Below are 19,952 nucleotides of genomic sequence, written 5' to 3'. Positions count from 1 at the left end.
CATTGCGGACGCTCCGCTAGAAATGCGGCAGGCGTACCGACGGGGGGAGTACGGATGGACACCCAGCACCCTGCGACAACAGCGCACGAACCGCCCGGGGCGCCCCCGGAATGCGCCGGGTTCGTCGAACTGTCCGTACGCCTCACCGGCTTCGACGAATTCGACCTCCGGGGCACCGGCATGGTCCGGCTGTACCACGACACCACCCTCGAACAACTGGGCCGGGCGGCGGTGGGCCGCTTCCTCGACGACCTGGCAGCGGCCGGGGGTGACCCGGCGGCCCTCGCCGACGAGGTCTCGCGCGACATCGCCCGGGCCGTCACCCACCTGTGGTACCTGGGCGTCTGGCCCTCCCTGGCCCGCGCCACGCACGCGGCGCTCGGCCGCGAGAAACCCAACACCGCCTTCGTCGTCTCGCCCGAGGCCTGGACCGAGGGCCTGGCCTGGCGGACCTTCCACGGCCACCCGCCGGGCGCCCGGCCCCCCGGCTTCGGGACCTGGGCCGACCCGCCTCCCGGAACCCCGGCCCACGCGGCGGGGGACGTGGCGTGACCGCCGGGGACCGCCACGACGTCATCGTCGTCGGCGCCGGGCTCGCCGGCTCCCTCGTCGCGAAACACCTGGGCGACCGGGGCCGGCGCGTCCTCGTCCTGGAGGCCGGCACCCGCACCCTGGACACCTGGCCCGGCCACCTCGACGCCCTGAACACCTACTACGCGGCCCTCGCCAAGGTCCCCAACGCGCCCTACCGGCCCAACGCCGCCGCCCCCTCCCCGGACGTCCTCGACCTGGAGGGCCTGCCGTCCGGCGGCTACCGGACCCACGGCTACTTCCTCCAGGACGGCCCCCTGCCCTACGCCAGCGACTACCTGCGCGCCTGCGGCGGCACCACCCTCCACTGGATGGGCCTCGTGCCCCGGATGCACCCCGACGACTTCGCCGTGCGCGCCGCCTACGGCTACGGACGCGACTGGCCCCTCGGCTACGCCGACCTGGAACCCCACTACCGGGCCGCCGAACACGCCCTGGGCGCCGCCGGCGACGCCGACGAGCAGCGCGAAGCGATCGGCCTGCCCTTCCCGCCCGGCTACGCCTACCCGATGCGCGCGATCCCCCGCAGCCACCTCGACCGGGTCCTCGCCGCCCGCCTCGACGGCGTGCCCCTCCGGGAGACACCCGACGGACCCGGGACCGTCCTGCGCGTGGTCACCACCCCGCACGCCCGCAACGGCACCCCCGACCCACGCCACGACCACTACCGCCCCGTGGGCGCCACCGGCCTGCCGAACTACGGCGAGCGGTGCGTCGGCAACGCCTCCTGCGTCCCCATCTGCCCCGTCCAGGCGAAGTACGACGCCCGCAAGACCCAGGCCGCCTGGAGCCACCGGGTCACCCTCCGCGCCCGCGCCGTGGTCGACCGGGTGCTCGTCGCGGGCGACGGGCGCGTCCTCGGCGTCGAGTACCAGCGCTACGACGACCCCGCCGCCCCCGCCCACACCACCCACACCGCCGAGGCGGACGTCGTCGTCCTCGCCGCCCACGCCGTCGAGAACGCCCGGCTGCTGCTCCTCTCCGGGCTCGCCAACAGCAGCGACCAGGTGGGACGGAACCTGATGGACCACCCCACGCTGCTCACCTGGGGCCTGCTGAACCGTCCCACCGGCCCGTTCCGGGGCCCCGGCTCCACCTCCGGCCTGGAGTGCTTCCGCACCGGGCCCGCCCGGCGCGCCCGCGCCCCCTTCCGCGTCGAGATCGCCAACTGGGGCTGGAGCTGGCCCACCGGCGCCCCGGCGAGCGACGTCGCCCGCCTCCTCGGCATCGGGGCCGACCCCGGGGCGCCGCGCGGCGCGGGCCTCTTCGGCACCGCGCTGCGCGAGACGCTGGGCCACGAGGTCGGCCGCCAGCTGTGCCTCCAGTTCGCCATGGAACAGGACGCCGAGAGCCGCAACCGCGTCACCCTCGACCCCCGCCACCGCGACGCGCTCGGCAATCCCCGGCCCGTCCTCACCTACGACCTCTCCGAGCACGTCAAACGCGGCATCGCCGCCGCCAGGGCCGTCTCCGCCCGCCTCTTCGCCCTGCTGGGCGCCGACGACCGGACCGCGTACGCTCCGGGGCCCGCCGCGCCCGGCTGGTACCGCTTCGAGGGCCACGACTACGTCTTCCAGGGCGCGGGCCACGCGGCCGGGACGCACATCATGGGGGACTCGCCCTCGACATCCGTGGTCGACCCGTGGCAGCGCTGCTGGGACCACCCCAACCTCTACGCCGTCGGCTGCGGCAGCATGCCCTCGGTCGGCACCTCCAACCCCTCGCTCACCATGGCCGCGCTCGCCCTGCGCAGCGCCGAGGCCGTCGACCGCGACCTCGCGGAGCTGCGGCGGCCCCTGGTCGTCCGCCGACCGGGAGGACCGGCATGACCGTCATGCTTTCGCCCGCCGTCCTGCCGGAGCCGCCGTTCCGGGTGCCGCGCGACCGCGCGGACCTCCAGCTGTTCCTCCAGGCCGCGCTGACGCTGGAACACCTCACCATCCCGCCCTACCTGACCGCCATGCACACCATGCGGGCGGGCACCAACCGCCCCGCCTTCTTCGTCATCCGGAGCGTGGTGCTGGAGGAGATGCTCCACATGACGCTCGTCGCCAACCTCCTCAACGCCGTCGGCGGCCGGCCCCTCGTGGCCCACTCGCGGTTCGTCAGCGCCTACCCCGCCCGGCTGCCCTTCAGCAGGGACGACGTGACCGTCGCCCTGCGCCACTTCGGCGTCGAGGCGCTGGAGACCTTCCTGGCCGTCGAACGGCCCGCGTACGTGGCCGAGCCGCCCGGCCACCCGTCGGTCCGCGAGGACGACGGCTGGACCTCGGTCGGCCAGTTCTACCGGACCATCCGCGAGGGCGTGCTCCGGCTGACGGACGAGCTCGGCGAGCGCGAGCTCTTCCGCGGCGACCCCGCGCGCCAGGTCGGCCCCCGGGACTTCTACAACTCCGGCGGGGAGGCCTTCCCCGTCACGGACCTCGCCTCGGCGCTCACCGCCCTGCGCGTGATCACCGAGCAGGGCGAGGGCGCCGACCGGACCGTCTTCGACTCCGACGACCGGCTCTTCGGCGAGGCCCGGCAGCCCGCGCACTACTTCCGCTTCGACGAGATCCTCCGGCAGCGTTCCTACGGGCCCCACGACACCCCCGCCACCGGGCCGACCGGCCCGGCGCTCGCCGTGACCTGGCACGACGTCCAGCCCATCGACCCCGCCGCCCGGGTCGCCGACTACCCGCCGGGCGGTGAGGTCCGGCGGGCCGCCGACCGCTTCGACGACGTCTACGCGCTGTTGCTGTGCGTTCTGGAGCGGGCCTTCACCGGCGACCCCGGGGCGCTGCGCCGGACCGTGCCCACGATGCTGGAGCTCCGCGACCTCGCCGGGTGGCTCTGCCGCAACCCCCACCCCGACCCGGAGAGGCGGGCGCGGGGGTTGTTCGCGTCACCCACGTACGAGATCACTAATAGCCGGTTGGCGCGTGCTCGTTCGGAGCTTGCGGGCTGACGGCCGGAGGGGCCGCCGTCCGCTCCGGCGGGGCCTCGGTCCTCCGCGCCGGTGGGGCTTCGGTCTTCCGCTCCGGCGGGGCCGCCGTCCTCACGGGCGGGGCCACGGCGGTGGTGTGCACGGGTGGGGGCGCCACGGCCGTCGTATGCACGGGGGCGGCGGTGGTGGCGTGCGTCGGGACCGTGCCCGGCGTATGGCCGGACGTGGGCGGCGGAGGGGCGATCGACTTCGGCGGGGTCGTGTGCGTACCACCGCCACCGCCAGTGCTGCCGCCAGTGCCAGCGCCGGTGTGTGTCGGGGCCGGGAGCGAGGGCGGCTTGGACGCCGTGTGGCCGCCGGACGACGACGGGCTGTGGCTGCCGGTGCCGCCGGTGCCCTTGCCCGACGAGGTGGACGAGCCGGACGGCCTCGACGCCGAGCCCGAGCCGGAGGGGGAGTCCGAAGCGGAGCCCGAGGGGAGCCCGTACCCGGCTCGGACGGGGAGCCGGACGCGGAGCCGGAAGCGGAACCGGAGGGAGACCCGGATCCCTCGGCCGACGGGGAACCGGTCCCGCCCGGCCGCGACTGCGGCGGCAGCGTATACGGCTTTCCGTCGGTCGATCCGTCGCCCTTGGCCGGCCGGTCGAACGCCTTGTCGGGCTGCCGGACATCGATGAGCGAGACCGACTTCAAGGGACCCTCCTCGATGGTGCGCGCCTCGATCACGGTGATCTGGGTGACCTCGAAGCGCTCCCACTTGGTCCCGGTGTACGTGGACCCTTTCCGGTCGACGTCCTCCGGCTTGCCCAGCGGATTGCCGCAGTTGCACTTCACGGAAGGGGTCCCGTAGTCGTCCTGAAGGATGGTGACGCCCGCCTGGAGGACGGAGAGATACGCGACGGTCTTGCCGTCGCCCTGGTAGTTGTGGTTCTCGACCAGGGTGTCCTGGGCGAGAGTGACTTCGTTGAGGCCGTTGATGTGATCCTTGATCCTGTCGAAGGCGATGCCCCGCACGTCGGCCCAGGCCTTCCCCTTCACCGGGTCCTGGGTCAGCTGGTCGATCAGCTTGGCCCGGTCGCAGTGGGTCTGGCCGGGCGTGCCGCCGAAGGCCCCTTTGGCGTCGGCCCGGGTGGTGCCTCCCGTCACCGGGACGGCCTTGACCCCCTGGATATCGGCCCCGGGGGCCTGGACGAACGGCTGCGCCGCCACCACGCCCGCCGCCTCCAGGGCGATCTTCGACGGCTTCCCCCCGTCCGACGAGCAGGCCGTCAGCCCGGCGCCGGCCAGCAGCACGGGCACCGCCAGCAATGAGACGATCCTGGTCCGTTGCACACTCACACCCCCGATAGCGTGACTAACACGACGTCACCCAGCCACCGCCGCACGAGGTCCGGGCGCTGGGAGATGGTTCGTAGGTGGGGGACGGGGTGGGGGACGGGTTCCCGGACCCGTCGTCCCCCGTCGCCCCGGTGGCCGGGGCCTGGCTCTGCCCGTCCTGATCGCTGCCCGCGCCCTGGGAGACCGAGGCGGTGGGCCCGCCGCCAGGAGTTCCCGTGCCGCCGCCCGCGTCCCGGAAGGCGATCACCCCGGCGGTGCCCCCGGCGACCAGGACCAGCGCGGTGACGGCCGCCACGATCCAGGCGGCCTTCCGCCGCCCGGGATCCGGCACCGGATCCGGATCCGGATCCGGTCCCACCGGGTACCCGGGATGGCGCGGATCGCCGTAGGCGGGAACGACCAGGGGCGTGGCGAGGCCCCCCTGCTGGAGCCCGACCGGCACGGGCGGCGGGGTCGGGGAGCCGACGGGCGAGGGCCCGGCCCAGGGCCTCGGCGTCGGCATCGGCGACGGCGCGGGCGTGGGAGTCGGAGTAGGTGTGGGAGCGCGGGACGGCGTCGGCGTCGGAGGTGGCGTGGGCGTCGGTGTGAACGGCGGTGGCGTCTCCCGCAGGGGGAGGGGGGACGGGGTCTCCGTCCGGGCGCGCACCGGCTCGTCGAGGGTCGTGGGCACGTACCCCGGCTGTTCCGTCAGCCGGCCGTCGGCGACGGCGTCCAGGAGCTGCTCGGCCTCGGCCGAGCCCATCCGCCGTGCGGGGTCCTTCCGCAGCAGCCCCTCCAGCAACGGCGTCAGCGGGCCGGCGCGCCGGGGCGGCGCCAGCGGGTCGTCGACCACGGCCCGCAGCGTGCTGAGGGCGTCGCCGCGCCGGAACGGCGACACGCCCTCGACCGCCACGTACAGCAGGGTGCCCAGCGACCAGAGGTCGGAGGGGATGCCGGGGCGCTTGCCCGTCGCCCGCTCCGGGGCGAGGTACTCGGCGGAGCCGATGAGGTCACCGGTGCGGGTGAGGGTGCCCGCGCCCTCGACGAGCGCGATGCCGAAGTCGGTGAGGACGACCCGGCCCCCGGCCTCCATCAGGACGTTGGCCGGTTTGACGTCGCGGTGGAGCACTCCCACGGCGTGGGCGGCGCGCAGCGCCTGGAGCACCAGGGCGCCGATGCGGGCGGCCTCCTTGGGCGTCAGCACGCCCTCCTGGCGGAGTACGGCGTCCAGGGACTGCCCGCGCACCAGCTCCATCACGATCCAGGGGCGGCCCTCCTGCTCCACCACGTCGTGCACGGTGATGACGTTGGGGTGGCTGACCCGGGCGGCCGCGCGGGCCTCCTGTTTCAGCCGGGCGTAGAGGACGCGTACGTCGTCGGCGTTCATCCGCTCCGGAGCCTGGACCTCCTTCGCGGCCACCTCACGGTCCAGCACCTCGTCCATGGCCAGCCAGACGACGCCCATGCCGCCCCGGCCGAGCTGCTCCATGAGCCGGTAGCGTCCGGCCAGCAGTGGTTTGCGGCGTTCCGTGTCCATATGCCGTACGCCCCTTCCCCCGCGTACGGCGTACGGAGCCGTGCGCTTTCGGGCCACACTGGCTGGGACGTGGCGCCGACCGATACCGTTCCCCTCCGCTGGTGAAGGCCGTGTGCGCGGGCGGCCATGGGCGCGGGCGTCAGCGGCGGGTGGCGAGTTCCTTGTCGAGCCAGCGGAACACCACGGGGTACTCCTCGCGCCAGGTGACGAAGTTGTGGCCGCCCTCCTCGCGCACCAGCTTCTCCACCTTGGTGGGGGGCTTGGCCTTCCCGGCGAACTTCTGCATCTGCGCGTAGTACTTCTCCTCGCCCTTCTCGCTGGCGGCCAGGAGCAGGGAGACCGGCGGCGGGGGCATGTGCTCCAGACGCCACGTCAGATCGGACTCGTTCTTGATCTGCTTGTTGCCGGCGTAGAGGTCGCCGGTGTCACGGTCCTCGCGGGCGAAGAGGTCGGTGGACAGACCGGCGGCGGCCCCGTACCGGTACGGATTGGTCATGGCCATCTTCAACGCGCAGTAGCCGCCGGTGGAGTTGCCCACCGCACCCCAGCCGCCACGGGTGTTGTCCACGCGGTAGACGTCGTTGACGGCGACCGGGACGTCCTGGTTGAAGAAGGTCAGCGCCTGCGGACCGCCGGGCACGTCCGTGCAGTTGGTGTCGCGGTCCGCCACCACCGAGGGGCGCAGCATCAGCACGATCGTCGGCTTCATCTGGCCCGCCATCACGGCCTTGGAGGCGGCCTGGGGGACCTTGGCCTTGGTGATGAGATTGATGGACTGGCCGGGCTGCCCGGTGATCGACACGATCACGGGGAAGGTGTCCTTCTCATGCCCCTTCTGGAAGTACTGGGGCGGGAGATAGGCGAAGCCGTCCATGCTCAGCCCGGTCACCGGGCCGTTGATCTCGATCCGGTCCACCTGTCCGGCCTTCTCCTTGGGGCCGAGGCCGACGGGCTCCTGCCCCTTGACCGTCAGGGCCGGCGGCCGCTTGCCGTTGCCCGAACCGGCGCGCACGGCCTGCTTGCGGGAGTTCTGGCCGAGGAGTTCCTTCCAGGTGGAGTAGAAGCCGAATTCGTTGTTCGCGGCGACGAGCAGCACGGACAGGACACAGAGCTGGACGAGCACGAGCATCCCGAGACGGGAGGCGAACGCCAGGGGCCCCTTCTTCGCGGCCCGCGGCCACAGCCACAGGACCAGCGCGGTCACCGCGACGGCTATGACCACCAGGGTCAGCAGGAAGGTCTGGGACGTAAGGCCCACGGTTGTCGCTCCTCTTCACGGGGGGTCTCCTGGAGAGAGGGCAAACGATGGGACGCGGTTTCCTGAAAGAGGGCCTTTTTCATCGTATAGGCGTACCGAAATTCTCGCGCTGCGATTCCGCTCGATCCCGCGCTTCCGTCGCCCGCCGTTCCATGGCCGGCGTCGGGGCACAATCCGTCGTATGACCGTACGCGCCATGCTGCTCGCCCCGGCCCCCGGACCGGCCCTGCGCGAGGCCCGTTTCGACGACGACTCCCCGCTCGACGAGGCCGGGCTCGGCCGGGCCCGGGCCGTCGCCGCGGCCGTACCCCGCGCCTCCCGCCTGCTCGCCTCCCCTTCCCGCCGCTGCCGTGAGACGGCCGCCGCCTTGGGCTTCGCCCCGGCCCTCGCCGCGCCGGCGGACCTGGACGCCGGCCGCTGGCGGGGCAGGACGCTCGGCGAGCTGTCGGCGGCCGAGCCCGGGGCCGTGGCCACCTGGCTGGCGGACCCCGGGGCCGCGCCGCACGGCGGGGAGTCGGTGCTCGCGCTCGTCGGCCGGGTCGGCGCCTGGCTCGACGGCCTCGGGGGAGAGGGCGACGAGGCGAACGAGGAGGGTGACGACGGCCGTGTGCTGGCCGTCACCGAACCCGTCGTGATCCGGGCGGCGGTCGTCCACGCCCTCGCGCTGCCGCCGCGGGCGTTCTGGCGGCTGGACGTGCGGCCCCTGACGCTGACCGTGCTCAGCGGCCGCGCGGGGCGGTGGAACCTCCGGTGCGGGGAGGAGCTGGGGTCCGCGGCGTAGGGCGCCCGGGCCCCGCCCCTCCGCTCGGCTCCCGCCGCTCAGGTCCCGCCGGTCAGGCCGAGTTCCGGGGACCCGGTCGGCAGCGCCCGGCGCAGGGCCTCCCGCGTCGCGATGCCGGGGAGGATCTGCTCCCACCAGCGGGCCAGGCGCTCGTGGAGGTCCCGGCGGTCGCACATGACGTGGGAGAGCATCTGGATGCCGGTGAAGGAGCCCACCACGCTGGCCGCCACGTCCTCGGGGACCAGCTCCTCGCGCAGCTCCCCGCCGTCCCGGGCACGCGTCAGTTCCTGGCCGAAGGCCCGCAGCCACCAGTCATAGAGGTCGGAGTCGTTCGCCTGGAACGTCCCCTGCTCCACCGTGAGCCGGATGCTCGCGCGGAACAGGACGTTCGTGCGCAGCTGGTGGGCCAGTTCATGGGTCAGGTCGATGGCCCGCTGCATCGGTGAAGCGGAGCGGCTGCGGGTGTCGACGGGAAGCTCGGTCTGCGCGGCCATCACGCCCCGCGCGATCTCCTCCTTGGACGCGAAGTGGAAGTACATGGCCCCTTTGGTGATCCCGCTGCGCTCCTGGATCTCGTTGATGCTCGCTGCCGCGTAGCCGCGTTCGTCGAAGACTTCGGCCGCCCCGATCAGGAGTCTCCGGCGCGTTTCGATCGCTCGTTCTTGTTGGGCCATCGCGTGACTTCCTTGTTTCCGGGTCGTGCCAGGCGCGTGAAGAGCCTGGTGAGAGGTGTTTAAAACAAACCGTACGTTAGGTATTCTAGTCTTCGACAAGCTGTACCACGATCACCCCCACCCGGCGGCCGCCGGGTGTCTTCGGGAAACAGCGCAGATCAGGAGCCGTGTGACATGTCGGTCGACCTCTCCTCTCCTTCCGTCCTCACCGCCTGCCCCCCGCCGCTCGCCACCGAGCGCTTACGCCCCCTGTCCTTCGACCGGACGGCGCCGCGCGATCTCGTCCACCGCCGGGCCATCGGCGAGGTGCTGCTGACCGACTGGATACGCCATGGCCCGCACCGCTTCAAAGTGGGCGCCCAATGGCCGCGCGGCCATGGCTTCTACGGCCCCGTCGGCCACCGCTGGCACGATCCGCTGCTGGCCGCCGAGAGTATCCGGCAGACGTCCTCGCTGGTCGCCCACGCCTTCTACGAGCTGCCCTGCGACCACCCGACCCTCATGACGGAGCTGGACTTCAGTCTCTCCCCGCACGCCCTGCGTCTGGACGACCGGCCGGTCAACGTGGAACTGACCATCGACTGCACGGATGTGACGCTCCGCGGCGACCTCCTCGCCGGGATGACGATGAACGTCGGGCTCGCCTGGGGCGCGGTGCGCCTGGGCCACGGCCGGATGACGCTCAACTGCCTGCGGCGCTCCGTCTACCGGCGGCTGCGGGGAGCGTACGCCGAGGTGCCCGTCCGCCTGCCCGAGCAGCCCGCGCCTTTGCCTCCGCACGAGGTCGGCCGGGCCGTCGAGGCCGATGTGGTGCTCGGCCGGCCGCCGGCCGGCGCCGACACCACGGACCCGTACGAGGGGGCCTGGCCGCTGCGCGTCAACTGGGCGCACCCGACCCTCTTCGACCACCCCACCGACCACGTGCCCGGGATGCTCCTGATGGAGGCCGCCCGGCAGGCGGCCCAACGCCTCGCGGGCCCCGGCGCGATCCTGGCGCCCGCGATGACCAACCGCTTCCACCGGTACGTGGAGTTCGACGCCCCCTGCCTGGTGCGGGCACGGCTGGCCATGACCGGCGTCGGCACGTACGAGGTGCGGGTGACCGCCGAGCAGAACGGCGCCGTCGCCTACGAGTGCGACCTCGTCGCCCACCGCGCGCCCTCGACCTCGCGCACCCGCCGGTGAACCGTCCGCGCGTCCTCGTCACCGGCGGATCCGGCTTCGTGGGCGGCGCGGTCGTCCCGCTCCTGCGGTCCTCGGGGGCGCGGGTGCGCCTGCTGGCCCACCGGCGCCCCCTGGTACGCGGGCCGGGCGTCGAGGTCGTGGACGGGGACCTCACGGACCCCGCCACCCTGCGCGGTATCTGCCGCGACGTGGACTGCGTCCTGCACCTCGCCTCCCACGTCGGCCGGGACGAGGCGAGCGGCGTGGCGGTGAACACCGACGGAACACGCCACCTCGTGGCCGAGGCCGGCCGGGCGGGCGTGGGCAAGTTCGTACGGCTGGGCACGGCGGCCGTGTACGGGAACGGTCCGTTCCGCGAGGCCGCCGAAGGCGCCGTGGAGCCGCGTCCCGTCTCGCCCACCAGCCGCAGCCGCCTGTCCGGCGAGCGGTTCGTACTGGAGGCGGGCGGTGCCGTCCTGCGCCCGTACCTCGTCTACGGGACGGGTGACCGGTGGGTGATGCCGAGCCTGCTGCGGATGCTGCGTGCTCTGCGCTCGGGACTGCCCGGGCACGGCTCCGCGCTGCTGTCGCTCACGGAGGTCGGCAGTCTCGCCACGTCCCTCGCGCGCATGGCCGTGACCACGCCGCCGCGCCGGGCGGCCGGAGTCTTCCATGCCTGTCCTCCCCGGCCGGTCAGCCTCCGCGAACTGGTCGTCGCTACGCACCGTCACCTCGGCTTCCCGCTGGTGACGGGTGGTCAGCCGCTCGAACGGGCCCGGGCGGAGATGGTCGCCGCCGGGGGCGACGGCCATCTCCTGGACCTGTTCGGCGTCGACCACTGGTTCGACGCGACCCGGCTGCGCACCGTGGGCGACCACGCGCCGGAGACCGGTCTCTCCGCGGGTCTGGCGGCCCATGCCGCCTGGTACCGCGAGCAGTTGACCTGACGCCCGCCCCCCGGTGGACCGCCGGGGGGAGTGGTGCAGGCCACATGGAACGCGGCTTTCCCGAAAACCAACCGACCGTTAGGCTTGTTTTGAAAACAAACCAAACGTTTGGATTAGTAGAGCCCTTCCTCGCGGCTCCACACCTCCTCAAGGAGAGATCCGTGCCCTCACCGATCGTGATCGTGAGTGACGCACTGCCCGGCGAGACCCTCGCCGTCCTGAAGTCCACGTGCGACGTCCGGCACCTCGACGGCCGTGACCGCAAGGCCCTGTTCGCCGCTCTGACCGACGCCGACGCCCTGATCGTCCGCAGCGGCACCCGGGTCGACGCCGAGGTGCTCGACCGGGCACCCCGGCTGCGCGTCGTCGGGCGGGCCGGCGTCGGCCTCGACAACGTGGACACCATCACAGCCGCAGCCCGCGGCATCGCCGTGGTCAACGCCCCCGGCTCCAACACCGTGAGCGTCGCCGAACTCACCGTCGGGCTCATCGTCGCCTCGGCGCGCCACATCACCGCCGCCGCCCGCAGCCTCGAGGACGGCCAGTGGCGCCGGTCCGAGTTCGCCGGCGTCGAACTGGCGGGCCGCACCCTGGGCATCGTCGGCTACGGCCGCGTCGGCCGGCAGGTCGCGCGCCGCATGGCCGCCTTCGACATGCGCGTCCTCGCGCACGACCCCTACGCGGACATCGCCGACGGCGACGTCCACGCCACCGGCCTCGACGAACTCCTCGCCACGAGCGACGTCGTCACCCTCCACCTGCCGAGGACCCCCGGGACCGCCGGACTCATCGGCGCCCGGGAGCTGTCCCTGATGAAGCCCACCGCCTACCTGGTCAACACCGCTCGCGGCGGCATCGTCGACGAGAGCGCCCTGACCCGAGCGCTGCGCGAGGGCCGGCCCGCCGGCGCGGCGCTGGACGTCTTCGCCACCGAACCCCCGGGCTCCTCGCCGCTGTTGGCCCTGCCGAACGTCGTCGCCCTGCCGCACCTCGGCGCCAGCACGCACGACGCCCAGCTGCGGGCCGGCCGGGAAGTCGCCGGGAAGGTCCTCGCGGAGCTGGCCCCGCTCCTTTCTCCCTCGCCCACCGCCGTCTGAGCGCCCCCACCCCCACGCCGGAGACCATCATGTCCGCACCCCCCTTGGCCGCGAACGTGCGCGCCCTGATGCCCAGAGCCCGCGAGGACCTCGCCGAACTGGTCGCGCTGCGCACGGTCGTCGGGAACGCGCCCCCGGACCACTTCCCCCGCGCGGCCCGCAGGATCGCCGCCCTGCTCACCGACGCCGGATTGCCCGAGATCCGGCTGCTTTCCGCCGACGACGGCACCGAGACCGTCTACGCCCGCCGCCCCGGTCCGCCCGGAGCGCCGTCCGTGGTGCTCTACGCCCACTACGACGTCGTCTCCGCGCAGGACGAGACCGCCTGGCGGACACCTCCCTTCGAGCTGACCGAACGCGACGGCCGCTGGTACGGCCGCGGCAGCGCGGACTGCAAGGGCAACGTCGTCATGCATCTCACGGCGCTGCGCGCGCTCCGGGACGCCCTGCCCCACGACCCCTACCCCGACCTCGACATCGTGGTCCTCGTCGACGGCAGTGAGGAGCCCGGCGACGCGAGCCTGGAGAAGCTGCTGCGCGCCCACCCCGGCCTCATCGCGCCGGACGTCGTCGTCATCGCGGACACCGGGAACGTCGCCCCGGGCATCCCGACCGTCACCACCTCCCTGCGCGGCATGGCCGTCGTGGAGGTCACCCTCACCACGCTGTCCAGGACGCTGCACTCGGGCCAGTTCGGCGGGCCCACGCCCGACGCGATGACCGCCCTGATCCGCCTCCTGGCCACCTTGCACGACAGCGACGGCACACCGAGCGTGCCCGTTCCGGACACTGGGACGGTAGCGGGGCGCGGGGATTCCGGGCGCGGTGCGGAGTACGCGGAGGCGGACTTCCGGGCCGACGCCGGCGTCCTGGACGGCGTCGAACTCATCGGCACCGGTACCGTCGCCGACCGGCTGTGGACCCTGCCCTCCGTCACCGTGCTGGCCGTCCAGTCACCGCCCCTCGACGACGCCGTACCCGCGCTCCTGCCGACGGCGAAGGCGCTGGTCAGCGTCCGTACCCCGCCCGGGGCGGACGTCGTGCGCGTCCACGAGGAGCTCGCCGGCCATCTGCGGGCCCGGGTCCCCTGGGGCGCGCACCTGGAGGTCCGGCGCGTCACCAGCGGCCCGTCCTTCCTCGCGGACACCGGCGGAACCGCCCACGCCGTGATGCGCGACGCCATGCGGGACGCCTTCGGCGTCGCGCCCCGCGAGGTCGGGGCCGGCGGCTCCATCGCCGTCTGCTCCGCCTTCCGGTCGCTCCACCCCGACGCCGAGATCATCCTGTGCGGCGTCGAGGACCCGCCGTCGAACATCCACGGCACCGACGAGAGCGTGAGCCCGGGGGAGATCGCCTCGCTGGCCCACGCCGAAGCCCTCTTCCTGCGCCGGCTGGCCGCCGGTGCCGTTCGCACTCCGTCGACCGGCCCGGGGGAGGACCGATGATCTACCAGCGCGCCTGCGACATCGTCACCGACGAGGTGTTTCTGGAACTGGACGGCTTCCTGCCGGGCAGTCACCTCTTCCTGAAGCTGGAGGGGATGAACCCGGCCGGGTCCGTGAAGCTCAAGTCGGCGCTCGGCATGGTGGAGGACGCCGAACGCAACGGCGTCCTGTGGCCCGGCGGCCGGATCGTGGAGTCGTCCTCCGGCAGCCTCGGCATCGCCCTGTCCGTCATCGCCGCCGCCCGCGGATACCACTTCACCTGCGTGACCGACCCGAACATCTCCCCCCAGAGCCTGGCCCTCATCCAGGCCCTCGGAGCCGAGGTCGTCCAGGTCACCCGGCGGGACGACAACGGCGGATACCTGGGCACCCGGATCGCCCGCATCCGGGAGATGACCGAGGCCGACCCGGGCCTGGTGTGGCTCAACCAGTACGCCAACCCCGCCAACGCGCAGGCGCACGCCCGGCGGACCGCCACCTCGATCCTGAAGAACATCGGGCACGTCGACGTCCTGCTGGTCGGCGCGGGCACCACCGGCACGCTCATGGGCTGCACCCGGCACTTCCGGACGTACTCGCCGTGGACGCGGATCGTCGCGGTCGACACCACCGGATCCGTCACCTTCGGCGGTCCTCCCGGCCCCCGCTACATCCCCGGCCTCGGCACCAGCCGCCGCCCCGAACTGTGCCGGCCGGACCGGGTGGACGAGGTCGTCCTCGTCGACGAGCCCGACGCCGTCCGCATGTGCCGGCGCCTGGCCCGCGAACACGGCCTGCCGGTCGGCGGCTCCACCGGATCCGTCCTGGCGGCCCTGGAGTCGATCGCCGACCGGATCCCCGCGGGCTCGCGCGTCGTGGCGCTCTCCCCGGACATGGGCGACCGCTACATCAGGACGATCTACGACGACATGTGGGTGGCCGACACCTTCGGTACCGGCGTCCTCGAGGCCCCCGGCGCGCAACCCGTCGCCGTATGACCGGCCCCCGGCGCGATCACACCGACGAGAAAAGAGAACCCCGCATGTTCGACTTCCACGTGGTGGGCGGCTCCGCCCTGCGCACCCTCATCGACGTATCCCGTCCCGAGATCGTCGAGACGGTCCGCTCCGCCTACCTCACACACGACGCCGGTGACTCGGTCAACCCCAACAGCTATTTCCTGCGCTTCCCGGAGAAGCCGGACGCCCGCATCATCGCCCTGCCCGCCCACCTCGGCGGCGACCACGGTGTCTCCGGCATCAAGTGGATCGCCAGCTACCCCCGCAACATCGAGCGGAACATCCCCCGCGCCTCCGCCACCCTGCTCCTCAACGACTACGAGACGGGATACCCCTTCGCCTGCCTGGAGGCCTCCCAGATCAGCGCCGCCCGCACCGCCGCGTCCGCCGTCCTGGGCGCCCAGGAACTCACCGGCGGCCGGGTCGCGGACCGGATAGCCCTGGTGGGCGCCGGGGTCATCGCGCGCAACATCGCCGAGTTCCTCGCCGCGCAGGCCTGGTCCGTGAACCGTTTCGTCGTGCACGACCGGGAGGCCACCTACGCCGACGCCCTCACCCGGCGCGTCACCGAACTCGGCTATCGGGCCGATCGGGAGGACTCCTTCGAACGGGCCATCGCCGAAGCCGACGTCGTCGTCTTCGCCACCACCGCGCCCGAGCCCTGGGTCACCCGGCCCGGCGTCTTCGCCCCCGGACAGACCGTCCTCAACGTCTCCCTGCGGGACATCGGCCCGGAAATCGTCGCCGGCGCGCAGAACATCCTCGACGACATCGACCACTGCCTGACCGCGGACACCTCACCGCACCTGGCCGAACAGCTCCTCGGCCACCGTGACTTCATCGACGGCACCCTCGCCGGAGTGCTGCGCGGCGAGGTCACGCCGGCCACCGACCGGCCGCGGATCTTCTCCCCCTTCGGGCTCGGCGTCCTCGACCTCGCGGTGGGACAGCGCCTCTACCAGCAGGCCGTCGAGAAGGGGCTCGCCGTCCCGGTGCCGGGCTTCTTCGGCGAGACGCGGCGCTGGGGCTGACGCACGCGCTCCCCACCCTCCCCACGAAAGGCACCTCATGCCGTACGCCACCCTCACCGCACCCCGGGCCCTCACTCCGGCACGCGAGGCGGAACTGGCCGCCCTCGCGGCCCGCCACGCCCAGCGCTTCCCCTGGTACCGCGACCTGCTCGTCGACCGCGGCGCTCTGGGCTCCGGAGACCTCTCCGACCTCCCCGTCATCGGCACCGATCTGCTCGGCGCGCACTACTACACCGCCGACCACCCGCACCTGCCGGACGCCTCCGCCTACCACACCTCGGGAACCTCCGGCGGACAGCGCAAACGCATCCTCTACTCGCCCGCGGACGACGACGCCTACGTGGCCCAGCGACGTGAGCTGTTCGCGGAGTTCACCGCGACCGTGCCACGCGGCGCCGTCGCGGTCGCCGACCTCGGCACCGGACACGCCGCGGCCTCGGCGCGGCGCGTCTTCCTCGAACTCGGCTTCGAGGCCCACGACATCGACTTCACCCGGCCTGTGGACGAGCACGTGGCGAAGCTCAACGCGTGGCGCCCCGAGGTGTTCTTCACGATGCCGATGATCCTCGACCGGCTGCTGCAGGCCCGTCCCGCCCTGGACATCCGGCCGCGGAAGATCATGGTCGTGGGCGATGTCGCGCCCCCCGCCTGGCGCGCCCACGTGGCCGAACGCTTCGGCCTGCGCCCCGAGGACGTCCTCGACGTGTTCGGCTCCATCGAGATCGGCGCCATCGCCCACTCGTGCGCGCGCACCGGCCTCTACCACTTCCACGACCACATCCTCCCGGAGGTCCTGCCACCCGACGAGCTGGGCCGCCCCACCGGCTACGACCGGGTCCCCTCCCGGCAGGAAGGCAGCGGCGCGCTCCTGCTCACCTCCTTCACCCGCGGCTACTTCCCCGCCGTCCGCTACGCGACCGGCGACGCCATCACCGGACTGCGCCGCATCCGCCACGACGGCCGCGAGGTCTTCGCGTTCGAACGCATCGACGGCCGCCTCTCCGGCGACCTCAAGCACGGGGAGCGGATCAGCAACCACGACCTGGCCCAGATCATGGCCGAGGTCTTCCCCGGCCGCCCCTTCGAGGCGGCCGACGACGACGGGCTGGTCATCCGGGTCGTCGCCGACGCGATCGGCGACCAGCAGATCGCCGCGGTCCGCGCGGCCGTCGGCCGGCAGGCCCCGGACGTCGCCCAGATGATCGCCTCGGGCCTGGTCGGACCGGTCCGGGTGACCGCCGTCCCGCCGGACGGACTGCGATCCGGCCACGCCAAGCGCCGTCTCGACCTGAAGGAGGGCTGACCTGTGTGCGGAATCGCGGGATCGGCATCCCTGGGCCACGCCCCCGTCCACGCCCCCTACACCTCGGCCGCCTGCGCCGCCATGGCACACCGGGGCCCCGACGAGACGGGGTCCTTCATCACCGCCGAGGCGGCCCTGGCGATGTGCCGGCTGAAGGTCATCGGCCTGCACGACGGCTCCCAGCCCGTCTTCAGCGACGACGGCACGATCGTGTGCGTCCTCAACGGCGAGATCTACAACCACCAGGAGCTGCGCGCCTTCCTCGCGGCCCGGGGCCGCCCGGTGCGCGGCGGCAGCGACGCGCAGGTGCTGCCGCACCTGTACCAGGAACTGGGTGAGGACTTCGTCGAGCGGCTCCACGGGATGTTCGCCGTGGCCGTGTACGACACCCGCCGCGAGCGGCTCGTCCTGGCCACCGACCGGGTCGGCAAGAAGCCCCTGTTCTACGCCAGGCCCGCCGGCGGCGGGGTGGCCTTCGCCTCGGAGCTGCCCGCGCTGATGCTGCACCCCGGCATCGGCCGGGACACCGACCCGGTCGCCATCGACCAGTACCTGAGCTACCGGGTGGTTCCCGCACCGCACACCGTCTACCGGCAGGCGCGCAAGCTGGAGCCGGCGACCGTCCTGGTCCTGGAGAAGGGCCGGCCCGAACGCCGCCGGACCTACTGGCGGTTCGCCTTCACCGCCGAGCTCACGGACACGCCGCAGGCCGAGATCGACGACACGATCGACGCCCTGCTCCAGCAGGCTGTCCACGACCGGCTGGAGTCGGAGGTGCCGCTCGGCGCGATGCTCAGCGGCGGGCTCGACTCCAGCCTGGTGGTCGCCATGGCCACCCGGCAGCTGGGCCGGCCGATCCACACCTTCTCCGTCGGCTTCGAGCACGCCGCCTTCGACGAGTCCGCGTACGCCCGCGCCGTGGCGGAGCACTGCGGCACCCGGCACCACGTGTACCGCATCGGCGCCTCGGACGCGAAGGACGCCATCGACACCGTCCTCACCCATATGGGAGAGCCCTACGCCTTCCCGTCGGCGATCGCGGCGTCCTGCATGTACCGGCTGGCCAGGGAACACGTCACCGTGGTGCTGACCGGCGACGGATCCGACGAGATCTTCTGCGGATACGGGCGCTACCGGCGCCTGCGCGACCTCCAGGACGGGGGCGACCTCGCCGACCGTTACGAGAGCGTCCTCGTGGACGGCGTGCCCCACGCCCTCAAGGACCGCCTCTACGCGCCGGGCTTCGCCGCCGGCATCCCGGGACACCCGCACAACCACCTCCGGGCCCGCTTCGGCCGTACGGACCCCTCGCTCCCGGACCTGGACCGCGCCATGCAGGTCGACAGTGGATTCTGGCTGTCCGACGCCCAGTTGGTGAAGATCGACCGGATGTCGATGGCGCACTCCGTCGAACCCCGCAGCCCCCTGCTCGACCACCGGCTCATCGACTACGTCACACGCATCCCCGCGGCCCGCAAACTCGTCGGCGTCCAGGAGAAGGCCCCGCTCAAGCGCGTGGCCGCCCGCTATCTGCCCCGGCAGGTCCTGGAGCGCCGCAAGCAGGAACTGGCCGTGCCCCTGGAGAGCTGGCTCGGCACGGAACTGCGCTCCACCATCAGCGACACCCTGCTGTCCGAAGCCTCCCTGGACCGCGGCTACTTCCGCCCGGAGGCGCTGCGCTCCATGGTCCGGGAGTTCCGCCCGGACCACGGCTACGCGCTGTGGACGCTCTTCATGCTGGAGCGCTGGCACCAGCTGCAGGAGGACAGCACGGCCCGCGAGGCGGCCGCCGTCGCGCTCGCCTGAGCCCGGCCCCCCGCGGACCACTCGCCCGTCCCGCATTCCGACACCCCGCGAAGGAAGTCCTCATGTCACCCTCCGCTTCGCTCGTCAACACCCCGCCCATGCCGGCCGAGGGCGTCCGGCTCAAGCCCGCCTTCGACGCCGGGCGCCTGCTGCGCGAGCTCACCTCCGTACGCGAGCACACCTGGGACCAGCAGCGCGTCTACACCGAGGAGGGCGTCGGCGCCGCCACCGAGGTCGACTGGCGCTGCCTGGCCCTGCGCAGCCCCGGTGGCGACGGCGACCGCACCGACCCGGGCGGCCCCGGCCCGCGCGACTTCGCGGACACCGTGTGGCTCGACCGCATCCCCTACGTCCGCGAGGTGCTGGACTTCATCCCGGCCCCGCTGCACGCCGTGCGGTTCATGGCGCTCGGCCCCGACACCGTCGGCATCGACCACACCGACCCCAAGTACGGCCCGCGCTGGGGCGTCGGCCGGCTGCACGTGCCGGTCGTGACCAACCCCGGCGCCGTGCTCGTCCTCGACGGCGTGGAACACCGCTGGCAGCCGGGGGAGTTCTGGTTCGGCGACTTCAGCCGCACCCACCGCGTGCAGAACACCGGGACCGAACCCCGCGTGCACCTGGTCATCGACGTCCTCGTCACCCCCGGCCTGGCCGCCCTGTTCCCGGAGGCCTGGCAGGAGTACTTCCGCGACGGCGAGGTGCTCTTCAACCGCCAGGAGTGCCCGCAGACCACCGACGAACGGCGGCGGCTCGCCACCCGATTCCCCGTCCCCGAGACCTTCCACCTGTGGGAGGGCGACACCCCCCTCTCCGCCGACGTGCCCAGGGAGACCGCCACCCTGGCCGACGACGGCGAGCGGATGACCCTCCGGCTGCCGGGCGACCGCGCCTTCGCCCTCGTCCACCTCGGCGACAACGAGTACCGCTTCGCCGGCTGGAGCGAGGAGCGCACGCTCCAGGTCTTCCCCGACGGCCCCGACCCCAGGGTCGTGCTGCGTACCCGCGAGGGCGGCCGGGTCGACGAGCTGACCGTGACCGCCGAGCGCCTCCCCGCCTGAACCACCGCCGTGCGGG

General features: G+C 73.1%; 17 protein-coding genes. 13 read left to right on the top strand and 4 right to left on the bottom strand.

Translation table 11 applies throughout. From position 1 onward, the window contains the following. Nucleotides 1–54: 54 nt before the first annotated feature. Genes EKH77_RS03720 through EKH77_RS03710 form a run of 3 tightly spaced genes read left to right on the top strand, consistent with a single transcriptional unit; the run spans nt 55 to nt 3,538 of the window. Nucleotides 55–552, top strand: coding sequence for a hypothetical protein (locus tag EKH77_RS03720; protein WP_126913004.1), 498 nt, complete (start codon nt 55–57; stop codon nt 550–552). Then, the gene (locus EKH77_RS03715; protein ID WP_126913003.1) at nt 549–2,420 is read left to right on the top strand and encodes a GMC family oxidoreductase; all 1,872 of its coding nucleotides are present in this window, start codon (nt 549–551) and stop codon (nt 2,418–2,420) included. The genes EKH77_RS03720 and EKH77_RS03715 overlap by 4 nt, the downstream gene beginning before the upstream one ends. Then, on the top strand, nt 2,417–3,538 hold the full coding sequence (locus EKH77_RS03710; RefSeq protein WP_126913002.1) for a ferritin-like domain-containing protein: 1,122 nt from the start codon (nt 2,417–2,419) through the stop codon (nt 3,536–3,538). Before EKH77_RS03715 ends, EKH77_RS03710 begins: the two co-directional genes overlap by 4 nt. 90 nt (nt 3,539–3,628) lie before the next feature. Here the strand turns inward: EKH77_RS03710 and EKH77_RS03705 are convergent, their stop codons facing one another. The 3 genes from EKH77_RS03705 to EKH77_RS03690 all read right to left on the bottom strand — a co-directional run bounded on the left by EKH77_RS03705 (nt 3,629) and on the right by EKH77_RS03690 (nt 7,629). Next, entirely contained in the window at nt 3,629–4,855 is a 1,227-nt protein-coding gene (locus EKH77_RS03705; RefSeq protein ID WP_126913001.1) for a DUF6777 domain-containing protein, read from the bottom strand. 16 nt (nt 4,856–4,871) lie between these two features. After that, complete coding sequence (locus EKH77_RS33615) at nt 4,872–6,371, bottom strand: serine/threonine-protein kinase (RefSeq protein WP_240667205.1); 1,500 nt, start codon at nt 6,369–6,371, stop codon at nt 4,872–4,874. Nucleotides 6,372–6,510: 139 nt separating this feature from the next. Further along, nucleotides 6,511–7,629: an alpha/beta hydrolase gene (locus EKH77_RS03690; RefSeq protein ID WP_126913000.1), complete on the bottom strand. Its 1,119-nt coding sequence runs from the start codon at nt 7,627–7,629 to the stop codon at nt 6,511–6,513. Nucleotides 7,630–7,810: 181 nt separating this feature from the next. On the opposite strand from EKH77_RS03690, the gene EKH77_RS03685 reads away from it, so the two are divergent. Continuing rightward, nucleotides 7,811–8,410 carry a histidine phosphatase family protein gene (locus EKH77_RS03685; protein WP_126912999.1) on the top strand — a complete coding sequence of 200 codons (600 nt, stop codon included), beginning with the start codon at nt 7,811–7,813 and terminating at the stop codon, nt 8,408–8,410. A gap of 38 nt (nt 8,411–8,448) precedes the next feature. Here EKH77_RS03685 and EKH77_RS03680 read toward each other — a convergent pair whose 3' ends face one another. Continuing rightward, a complete protein-coding gene (locus EKH77_RS03680; RefSeq protein WP_126912998.1) occupies nt 8,449–9,084 on the bottom strand; it encodes a ScbR family autoregulator-binding transcription factor in 636 nt (211 codons plus the stop codon). Nucleotides 9,085–9,258: 174 nt separating this feature from the next. On the opposite strand from EKH77_RS03680, the gene EKH77_RS03675 reads away from it, so the two are divergent. The 9 genes from EKH77_RS03675 to EKH77_RS03635 all read left to right on the top strand — a co-directional run bounded on the left by EKH77_RS03675 (nt 9,259) and on the right by EKH77_RS03635 (nt 19,936). Further along, nucleotides 9,259–10,269 carry a ScbA/BarX family gamma-butyrolactone biosynthesis protein gene (locus EKH77_RS03675; protein WP_126912997.1) on the top strand — a complete coding sequence of 337 codons (1,011 nt, stop codon included), beginning with the start codon at nt 9,259–9,261 and terminating at the stop codon, nt 10,267–10,269. Then, entirely contained in the window at nt 10,266–11,195 is a 930-nt protein-coding gene (locus EKH77_RS03670; protein ID WP_164737733.1) for an NAD-dependent epimerase/dehydratase family protein, read from the top strand. The genes EKH77_RS03675 and EKH77_RS03670 overlap by 4 nt, the downstream gene beginning before the upstream one ends. A gap of 161 nt (nt 11,196–11,356) precedes the next feature. Next, complete coding sequence (locus tag EKH77_RS03665) at nt 11,357–12,292, top strand: hydroxyacid dehydrogenase (protein WP_164737732.1); 936 nt, start codon at nt 11,357–11,359, stop codon at nt 12,290–12,292. A 29-nt stretch (nt 12,293–12,321) separates the two neighbouring features. Next, entirely contained in the window at nt 12,322–13,737 is a 1,416-nt protein-coding gene (locus EKH77_RS03660) for a M20/M25/M40 family metallo-hydrolase (RefSeq protein ID WP_126912995.1), read from the top strand. Next, nucleotides 13,734–14,714 carry a 2,3-diaminopropionate biosynthesis protein SbnA gene (gene sbnA / locus EKH77_RS03655; RefSeq protein ID WP_126912994.1) on the top strand — a complete coding sequence of 327 codons (981 nt, stop codon included), beginning with the start codon at nt 13,734–13,736 and terminating at the stop codon, nt 14,712–14,714. Before EKH77_RS03660 ends, sbnA begins: the two co-directional genes overlap by 4 nt. Before the next feature lie 44 nt (nt 14,715–14,758). Continuing rightward, nucleotides 14,759–15,766, top strand: a complete 1,008-nt coding sequence (sbnB, locus tag EKH77_RS03650; RefSeq protein WP_126912993.1) for a 2,3-diaminopropionate biosynthesis protein SbnB — start codon at nt 14,759–14,761, stop codon at nt 15,764–15,766. 37 nt (nt 15,767–15,803) lie between these two features. Continuing rightward, nucleotides 15,804–17,069, top strand: coding sequence for a CoF synthetase (locus EKH77_RS03645; RefSeq protein ID WP_126912992.1), 1,266 nt, complete (start codon nt 15,804–15,806; stop codon nt 17,067–17,069). A gap of 3 nt (nt 17,070–17,072) precedes the next feature. Next, on the top strand, nt 17,073–18,875 hold the full coding sequence (gene asnB / locus EKH77_RS03640) for an asparagine synthase (glutamine-hydrolyzing) (RefSeq protein ID WP_206279811.1): 1,803 nt from the start codon (nt 17,073–17,075) through the stop codon (nt 18,873–18,875). Nucleotides 18,876–18,937: 62 nt separating this feature from the next. Continuing rightward, on the top strand, nt 18,938–19,936 hold the full coding sequence (locus EKH77_RS03635) for an aspartyl/asparaginyl beta-hydroxylase domain-containing protein (protein WP_206279810.1): 999 nt from the start codon (nt 18,938–18,940) through the stop codon (nt 19,934–19,936). Nucleotides 19,937–19,952 lie beyond the last annotated feature (16 nt).

Origin of the sequence: Streptomyces luteoverticillatus (assembly GCF_003970715.1) — a bacterium.
GTDB lineage: Bacteria > Actinomycetota > Actinomycetes > Streptomycetales > Streptomycetaceae > Streptomyces > Streptomyces abikoensis.
Note: the sequence above shows the minus strand (reverse complement) of the source record. Positions and strands in the feature narration are given on the sequence as shown.

Coding starts and splice junctions, on each gene's coding strand:
- EKH77_RS03680 (WP_126912998.1), bottom strand. CDS start 9,084: ATGGCCCAACAAGAACGAGCGATCGAAACGCGCCGGAGACTCCTGATC.
- EKH77_RS03720 (WP_126913004.1), top strand. CDS start 55: ATGGACACCCAGCACCCTGCGACAACAGCGCACGAACCGCCCGGGGCG.
- EKH77_RS03645 (WP_126912992.1), top strand. CDS start 15,804: ATGCCGTACGCCACCCTCACCGCACCCCGGGCCCTCACTCCGGCACGC.
- EKH77_RS03710 (WP_126913002.1), top strand. CDS start 2,417: ATGACCGTCATGCTTTCGCCCGCCGTCCTGCCGGAGCCGCCGTTCCGG.
- sbnB (WP_126912993.1), top strand. CDS start 14,759: ATGTTCGACTTCCACGTGGTGGGCGGCTCCGCCCTGCGCACCCTCATC.
- EKH77_RS03660 (WP_126912995.1), top strand. CDS start 12,322: ATGTCCGCACCCCCCTTGGCCGCGAACGTGCGCGCCCTGATGCCCAGA.
- EKH77_RS03675 (WP_126912997.1), top strand. CDS start 9,259: ATGTCGGTCGACCTCTCCTCTCCTTCCGTCCTCACCGCCTGCCCCCCG.
- EKH77_RS03635 (WP_206279810.1), top strand. CDS start 18,938: ATGTCACCCTCCGCTTCGCTCGTCAACACCCCGCCCATGCCGGCCGAG.
- EKH77_RS33615 (WP_240667205.1), bottom strand. CDS start 6,371: ATGGACACGGAACGCCGCAAACCACTGCTGGCCGGACGCTACCGGCTC.
- EKH77_RS03685 (WP_126912999.1), top strand. CDS start 7,811: ATGACCGTACGCGCCATGCTGCTCGCCCCGGCCCCCGGACCGGCCCTG.
- sbnA (WP_126912994.1), top strand. CDS start 13,734: ATGATCTACCAGCGCGCCTGCGACATCGTCACCGACGAGGTGTTTCTG.